The sequence below is a fragment of the Priestia sp. TSO9 genome, from assembly GCF_021029645.1.
Lineage (GTDB): Bacteria > Bacillota > Bacilli > Bacillales > Bacillaceae_H > Priestia > Priestia megaterium_E.
On record NZ_JAJEKD010000011.1, the window covers coordinates 22,031 to 28,035 of the forward strand.

At 35.6% G+C, this 6,005-nt stretch carries 6 protein-coding genes and 10 tRNA genes; 2 read left to right on the plus strand and 14 right to left on the minus strand.

Features of this window, described 5'->3' with window-relative positions; genetic code table 11:
* Nucleotides 1–37: 37 nt before the first annotated feature.
* Together LJC66_RS08060 and LJC66_RS08065 are read right to left on the minus strand one after the other, a co-directional pair.
* On the minus strand, nt 38–697 hold the full coding sequence (locus LJC66_RS08060) for a DUF1796 family putative cysteine peptidase (RefSeq protein ID WP_230932254.1): 660 nt from the start codon (nt 695–697) through the stop codon (nt 38–40).
* Nucleotides 698–895: 198 nt separating this feature from the next.
* Nucleotides 896–1,630 (minus strand): hypothetical protein, encoded by a 735-nt coding sequence (locus LJC66_RS08065; RefSeq protein WP_230932255.1) that lies wholly within the window; start codon nt 1,628–1,630, stop codon nt 896–898.
* 187 nt (nt 1,631–1,817) lie between these two features.
* Between LJC66_RS08065 and LJC66_RS08070 the strand changes: the two genes are divergently transcribed.
* Both LJC66_RS08070 and LJC66_RS08075 read left to right on the plus strand, forming a co-directional pair.
* Nucleotides 1,818–2,666 (plus strand): hypothetical protein, encoded by an 849-nt coding sequence (locus tag LJC66_RS08070; RefSeq protein ID WP_230932256.1) that lies wholly within the window; start codon nt 1,818–1,820, stop codon nt 2,664–2,666.
* A 296-nt stretch (nt 2,667–2,962) separates the two neighbouring features.
* Complete coding sequence (locus LJC66_RS08075) at nt 2,963–3,139, plus strand: hypothetical protein (protein ID WP_230932257.1); 177 nt, start codon at nt 2,963–2,965, stop codon at nt 3,137–3,139.
* Between the two features lie 78 nt (nt 3,140–3,217).
* Here the strand turns inward: LJC66_RS08075 and LJC66_RS08080 are convergent, their stop codons facing one another.
* From LJC66_RS08080 to LJC66_RS08135, 12 genes are all read right to left on the minus strand, one after another.
* Entirely contained in the window at nt 3,218–3,415 is a 198-nt protein-coding gene (locus LJC66_RS08080; protein WP_230932258.1) for an IDEAL domain-containing protein, read from the minus strand.
* Nucleotides 3,416–3,594: 179 nt separating this feature from the next.
* Nucleotides 3,595–4,206 carry a recombinase family protein gene (locus LJC66_RS08085; RefSeq protein ID WP_230932259.1) on the minus strand — a complete coding sequence of 204 codons (612 nt, stop codon included), beginning with the start codon at nt 4,204–4,206 and terminating at the stop codon, nt 3,595–3,597.
* 676 nt (nt 4,207–4,882) lie between these two features.
* Nucleotides 4,883–4,954: transfer RNA gene (locus LJC66_RS08090), tRNA-Glu, on the minus strand.
* A gap of 39 nt (nt 4,955–4,993) precedes the next feature.
* A tRNA-Ile gene (locus LJC66_RS08095) sits at nt 4,994–5,070 on the minus strand.
* A 93-nt stretch (nt 5,071–5,163) separates the two neighbouring features.
* Nucleotides 5,164–5,256: transfer RNA gene (locus tag LJC66_RS08100), tRNA-Ser, on the minus strand.
* A gap of 10 nt (nt 5,257–5,266) precedes the next feature.
* Nucleotides 5,267–5,342, minus strand: a tRNA-Ala gene (locus tag LJC66_RS08105).
* A gap of 25 nt (nt 5,343–5,367) precedes the next feature.
* A tRNA-Pro gene (locus LJC66_RS08110) sits at nt 5,368–5,444 on the minus strand.
* 4 nt (nt 5,445–5,448) lie between these two features.
* Nucleotides 5,449–5,525, minus strand: a tRNA-Arg gene (locus LJC66_RS08115).
* A 9-nt stretch (nt 5,526–5,534) separates the two neighbouring features.
* Nucleotides 5,535–5,623 (minus strand) — tRNA-Leu (locus LJC66_RS08120).
* A 12-nt stretch (nt 5,624–5,635) separates the two neighbouring features.
* A tRNA-Cys gene (locus LJC66_RS08125) sits at nt 5,636–5,709 on the minus strand.
* Nucleotides 5,710–5,717: 8 nt separating this feature from the next.
* Nucleotides 5,718–5,792 (minus strand) — tRNA-Gly (locus LJC66_RS08130).
* A gap of 83 nt (nt 5,793–5,875) precedes the next feature.
* A tRNA-Lys gene (locus LJC66_RS08135) sits at nt 5,876–5,951 on the minus strand.
* Nucleotides 5,952–6,005 lie beyond the last annotated feature (54 nt).

The window sequence follows — 6,005 nt, forward strand, 5'->3', positions numbered from 1 at the left end:
GCTTCTCTTATTTTGAAACTCTTCTTATGCTTTCATTTTATTGTTTTCTAGAACTTAATGTTATACCTTCTAAAACATAATTCCATGTTTCCAGGTCATTAGGGAGTCTCGGTACTTTGACTGCACATACTTTATCAATTTCCCAATTAATTTCACTTACACCGTTGAATCCTTCTTCAGGGCATAGGATAAGAATATTAAAATTACCTTTAACAATCTGTTCTAAAATTGCTTGTAATTCTAAAGTTTGCTCATAGGTAGCAGCCCATCTAATAAATAAAACAGATTCAGAAGTTGTGATTTTTTCTATAAAACGATTAATTCGATTTGTAAGTTTTTCTTTATAGGAGGTGTATGTGGCACTCCAATGTTGATGTGGAATGATTGGGAAATCGTGGACTGAAATAATATTATAATGAGTATCCTCTATTAAATAAGATTGTACCCCTTCAATTAAGACCCCATCATCAGCAAATGCAAACGCTCCATCAGTCAGTTGCATGTTTTCAAGTTCCATAAAATTGCTGAATTTATTTTTCAGTAACCTATTAACATCAGAAAGTGATAGAGATACACTCCAGTCTAGTGGCCCAGAGAATGTCCTTAAATTTAAGCGTTTTAATTCCATTGCAGGATTACAAGCACTGCCTAAGCTAACAATTATATCGTATGATCCTTTGATTTCTTTTAGGTTCAACAGAATTCTCCTTTTTTATGACCTACTATATTAAATAGTGAATTGAATAAATTGAATTGTACTAGTTGTAAAAAAAGATTAAATGCAAAAGTAAAATTATAGGTAAAAAATCCTTTTTAAACATTCTTTAAGTGCTAATAGTTTCTTTTATAATTATTCGTTTTGTATATATCATGCACTACTTTCAAACTAGTTGATTTAATTAAAATATTTATAGAATAAACTATCGGGTACATTGAGCTTTTTAGGTTGATAACTTCTCATAACGCACATTGGACATTCAGAAACAAAATAATTTGTAACTTTAGGGTCGTCGTAACCACCCCTATGGAGCCAAGCATGAAACATAGAGCCTATAAGCAAGCCGGCAGTTACATTCGGTTGTTGGAGTTGGTATACATTAACAATCATAGATAACGGAGTTTGAGTCTTAGTGACTGTCTGTGGTAGTTGTATTGTTATAGGAGAAGGGGTGTATATCCAATCTATCCTAGCTCTTTGGGATCGGCGAAACCCATTGTCTTTAATGACCTCTGTCAATTGCTCCATAGCTAAATCTGTAGCCCGTTTCCCGTCTGTAACATTAATACCAAAATAACGTAAAGGCTGTAAGTTTTTCATCGCATATGTGTTCGTGCAATCAGCTAATTGTGATACACCATTATTAAATCCATTGTTCCATTTTTGTGTTAGATGCAACGACCAGTTAAATAATACACCATTGATAGTGTCTTGAATTTTTTGTACCTGGTCTGGGGTAAATCGCTTAGAAATATCAAAGAAAATAGTTGGTGGTAAGCCAGAGATGCCCTGCGGGATAGGGACTGCAAAAGCTATTTCGCTATAAATTTTTAGTGGAAGGTATTGTAAGAATTCTTTATCTTGATTTTTTTGAATAGATTTCTCTAAATTTTGTTTACTATTCGTTAGCAATGTTATGTTCCCCTTTTTAAAAAGGTATTTATATTAACAGAATATGCTACCAACCAAAAAGAGTTTGGACATGCTTAAAAAGAAAATATTTGTTATTCTACTTCTATTAAATAAAGAAGCATTTTTATCATCGTACAAGCAGTTCTTGATTTATTGAATAATATATCAAGAACAATAGACAGAAAGGGTGGTAAAAATAATTAAGAACGATAAAGGTAAAAGAGAAAATGACTACGTTCAAAATCAACCAGGATCCCCACTAGCTACTACAGTTAATTTAGCAGTTGTGGGTGATAGCCATGTAGGTTTTTTAAACAGTCAAAGTATGTTTAATACCCTTTTGCAAAGAGTCGTGAATAATGGTAACAAACGATATATCATATTCGGTGGAGATGATGTACACGCTTTAGGTGCTTCTTCAATACAAGTAGCTGAAACATATTACCAACAGTTCACTAATATTTTGAATAATGTTTTAGGAGCAATTCCCTTCAGATCTTCTATAGGAAACTGGGAGGCTACTAACAGAAATAACAGTAGAGCTTTATTTCGACAGTACATCAATCGTTATTTAACTGGCTATAGAGTTATTCCTGGAACACAAGGGTTAGTGCGTCATGTTTGGTTAGATAATGGTCAAGGAGGGGTATTTAGCCGGGATAGCTTAAACTTGCTAAGTAACTTAGATCCTAACTATTATTACATTATTGATTTTCATTGGCCTTTGAGAGTTCCAGGTATAACTACGGAAATACATGGTGATCATGTTACGACTCAAATGCAGACAAACATGTTTTTTAATGCTATACCCTCTAACGTAAGGAACAAAATTTTAGCGATTTTCACTCATCATGCACATAAATTTTTTGCTAACTCAGTTACAATCAATCCTAACTTTCCTAATACCTCATTTTTTGTAACTGGATGTTCAGGGGACTATGCATGTATATCCAGCGAGAGAGGATACTATGAATTAAATTTAACAGTCCAAAATAATATAGCTATTTTGCAAACCATAAAAACTCTCGTTCAATAACTTGAGGAATAAAGAAGACTACATTAAGAGTAGCTAGGATAACCTTAGGTAGCTTTCCATTCTCAAAATGCAGCTTTTCGCCAGCTTATATAACTAGCGAAAAGCTGCATTTATTATTTCATTTGTATAAGTTTACTTTTTATAACATATTGTCTCCTTCCTCTCACAACTTACTATTTCTTAGTACGTATGATCGTGTTATATTGAAAGATAAAACTATTCCTTTGATCTTTAAGGAATATAGCTTTATCTTCTTTTTACAATATATCTCCATCAATCCGGAAAAGGAGGATTTTATGAGTAACATTATTAACTTTAATAAGTTTCAAAGACATAAAATAATGAGGAAAGTTCTTCGTTTCGCTTTAGTAACAGGAACAATTATGATCTGCTGCATGCTTGCTTATGTACTAATCTTAATAGAAATACATTTTCCTGCTCATTATCCCATTTATATTGAAGCTAAACCATAATAATTATGTTCTTAACATCTTATGAAAGATACTCAGTCAGGTTTGTTTATATAATGAATTCCTATTTCCAATTATTTATTAAGATACAAATTTTAGTTCATACGTTAAACGCAAAAAAGCTTCTTTGTCTTTATTCTTTAAGGACAGATCAATTTCTTCAAGAATTTTACCCTTTTTGAATTGTTTCGTTACTTGACTTAAAAACAATTCAGCTAATATTTCTTCAGATATATTTTTTTCAATTTGACTCATTTCGTTGGATATATTATTTTCCATAAACAATTAACCCCTTTATCATTCTCTTTTAAAAATAGTGTTTCCTTTTTTCATTGTTTTGATACGAGGTTAATAGATAAATTAGTATATAGAAAAGTGTGTAATAAAAGATAACTTGACACAAAGAATAATATTTATTTCAAAACTCTAAAGATAAAACATAGATTAGCTTAAATAGTTTACATATTCGTTGCATTCTCATGTTGTTTTACTAATTTATAAAACGTTGTCTTTTTTACATTCGCTTCTTTCATTGCCTGTACGGCTGTAATTTCATTTCGTTTCCAACGGTTATAAGCCTCAATAAAATCTTGGCTAACTTGGGCTTTAGGGCGGCCAAAAGATATACCGCTCTTCAGCGCAGCATTAATTCCTTCTCGTTGGCGTTTACGAATACGATCTCGCTCTTCTTGAGCCATCCAGGACAAAATTTGAAGAACCAAATCTGCAATAAAGGTTCCCAAACTATCCTTATACTGAGTCGTATCAAGCAAAGGCATATCCAATACAACAATATCTGCCTCAATTTCCTTTGTGATAGCATTCCACTCTTGTAAAATTTCTTCTTTGTTACGCCCAAAACGATCTAGTGAATGAATGTAAAGGATATCCCCTTTACGAATCATTCGTTTTAGTAATTGGTACTGTTCTCGATTGAAATTTTTTCCACTTTGTTTATCCATGAAAATATCTCGAGGAGAAATGCCCACTTCTTCCATGGACTGAAGTTGTCGTCCTTCATTTTGATCTCGGCTGCTTACACGGATATATCCAAATTTTCTATTTTCCATTTTTATACTCCCTTTTGTGTCTATCTTCCTTTTATTCTATCAAAAACGTTCGTAAAAGTGTATGAAATAAAGAGAACGTTCGTAATCATTTTTCTGACTTAAACGAACGATAGAAACAGTAGATTTCTTATATAAAAGGAAAGTTCGTAAAAGTATACTTTTACGAACGTCGTATTTTTTTTATAATTAATGTTAAATTTATATAAATGATAAATAATCAAATAAAAGACATTATAGAGTATAAATAAGGAATTGATCCTGAGGACCGTTTGAAGGAGTTATTAATAAGAAATTAAAAAAGAAATTATTTTTCGCTTCTTACTTTATTAATATTAGAATGAAAGTCTAAAAAGGTAGCACTACATACTGTATACTTGCTGCATTACTTTTTACAAACTTAAAAATCTAAATTTGTACAAATAATATTTACATATTAATAAAAGACATACTATTGGAGGTCATAACTCTTTAATTAGTGAAGCTCTGCAAAATTTGAATAATAGTGCTAAGTAGGAACATATTGCTGCTTCTATGGCTTAAACCTATAACCATTATGTTATATTATTGATTTAATTCAAAGAATATTTTTCCATAGTTCCCTTAACACATACACTTTAATTGTCGACTATCTACCACAAATAAAAGAGCAGTTTGCATTTGCAAACTGCTCTTTTGATGACCCGTACGGGATTCGAACCCGTGTTACCGCCGTGAAAGGGCGGTGTCTTAACCGCTTGACCAACGGGCCATGATTATTTTTTAAGTTTAACTTAACTGTTTATTATACTGGTGGGCCTAAGTGGACTCGAACCACCGACCTCACGCTTATCAGGCGTGCGCTCTAACCAGCTGAGCTATAGGCCCTTTACTTGGAGCGGGTGATGAGGATCGAACCCGCGATCTCCTGCGTGACAGGCAGGCATGTTAACCGCTACACCACGGGACCAAAATAGAAAATGGAGGAGGAAGAGGGATTCGAACCCCCGCGGGCTTTAACACCCCTGTCGGTTTTCAAGACCGATCCCTTCAGCCGGACTTGGGTATTCCTCCGTATACTGTATGGTGGAGCCTAGCGGGATCGAACCGCTGACCTCCTGCGTGCAAGGCAGGCGCTCTCCCAGCTGAGCTAAGGCCCCATCATGGTACTGATACTGGTACTCGTGGTCGGGAAGACAGGATTCGAACCTGCGACCCCTTGGTCCCAAACCAAGTGCTCTACCAAGCTGAGCTACTTCCCGTGTATGGCGCGCCCGAGAGGAGTCGAACCCCTAACCTTTTGATCCGTAGTCAAACGCTCTATCCAATTGAGCTACGGGCGCTTATTAAAATGGTGCCGAGGGCCGGACTTGAACCGGCACGGTAGTCACCTACCGCAGGATTTTAAGTCCTGTGTGTCTGCCAATTCCACCACCCCGGCAGGACTTATACGTGGAGGCGGCAACCGGATTTGAACCGGTGATAAAGGTTTTGCAGACCTTGGCCTTACCACTTGGCTATGCCGCCAATATATATGGAGCGGAAGACGAGGTTCGAACTCGCGACCCCCACCTTGGCAAGGTGGTGTTCTACCACTGAACTACTTCCGCGCATTTATCTAAAACGTCATAAGACACTAGATCCTAAGTCTAGCGCGTCTGCCAATTCCGCCACACCCGCGTGTAAATATAACTGGTGAGCCATGAAGGACTCGAACCTTCGACCCTCTGATTAAAAGTCAGATGCTCTACCAACTGAGCTAATGGCTCTCTATGGCTGGGCTAGCTGGATTCGAACCAACGCATGACGGAATCAAAATCCGT

Bases quoted from the DNA above. Each gene is read 5' to 3' on its own strand.
- LJC66_RS08085 (WP_230932259.1), bottom strand. From the start codon at position 4,206: ATGGAAAATAGAAAATTTGGATATATCCGTGTAAGCAGCCGAGATCAA.
- LJC66_RS08080 (WP_230932258.1), bottom strand. From the start codon at position 3,415: ATGGAAAATAATATATCCAACGAAATGAGTCAAATTGAAAAAAATATA.
- LJC66_RS08075 (WP_230932257.1), top strand. From the start codon at position 2,963: ATGAGTAACATTATTAACTTTAATAAGTTTCAAAGACATAAAATAATG.